1 pseudogene is annotated in these 860 nt (G+C 65.6%); it reads left to right on the plus strand.

From position 1 onward, the window contains the following. Positions 1 to 860, plus strand: a pseudogene (locus H8S45_RS15830) (helicase-related protein); the annotation flags it as partial.

Raw genomic sequence — 860 nt, forward strand, 5'->3', positions numbered from 1 at the left:
CGCATCCGCGGGCAGTTCCAGCCCCTGTATGATCCGGCCCAGGAGCCGTTGTCAGAGGGGGTGCTGGGGCTGGACCAGTTCGTGGCGCAGACGGCAGGGTACCACCTGTACGGCGCCCAACTCGCCGCCGCGGAAGCGCTGCGGCGCAGGCTGCAGACCGCCAGGTTCGGTCTGCTCATCGCGGAATGCGGCAGCGGACAGTCTAAGGTCGGCAGCCTCGCCTTGCAGGCATACTTCCTGCAAAAGCACAGGAAGTGCCTGCATATCGTCCTCTGTCCCTCCCACATGACAGGCAAATGGGTGCGCGAGCTGGAGGAGGCCATCCCAAACGCGCGTGCCGCCATCGTGCGGACGCCGGCGGACATGGACGCCCTCTACGCGGGGTATGCCCGCGGCGGCCGCACCGTGTTTGCAGTCCTGTCCAAGGAAAACGCGCTGGACGGCTATATGCGCCGCCCAGCGGCCAGATGGGACGCAAGGCGGCAGGGCTTTACCTGCCCGGACTGCGGCAGTGTGGTCCAGATGGAATTCATGGACTGCGGTAAGCGGACATTGACAGACGCCACGCCGGAATACTTCCGGACAGAGACCCGCGCCAACCGCAAGTGCGAAGGCTGCGGCGCTGTCCTCTGGACAGCCACCACCGCGGAGGAACAGAGCGAATGGGTGCGCATCAGCCATCTGGGCTATGTCCACCGCCGTTTTGCGTACCTTGCGCGGGACGCCTGCAAAACGGCGGCAGCGAAAAAGCAGCTTGCCGCCCTGCTGCGCGAGCCGGACCGTTTCATGGCCGCCCGCGGCGCGTGCCGCCGCTTCCCGCTCAGCACCTATATCAAAAACCGGTACAGAGGGAAGATAGA

The sequence above is a fragment of the Agathobaculum faecis genome (assembly GCF_014287995.1).
Lineage (GTDB): Bacteria > Bacillota > Clostridia > Oscillospirales > Butyricicoccaceae > Agathobaculum > Agathobaculum ammoniilyticum.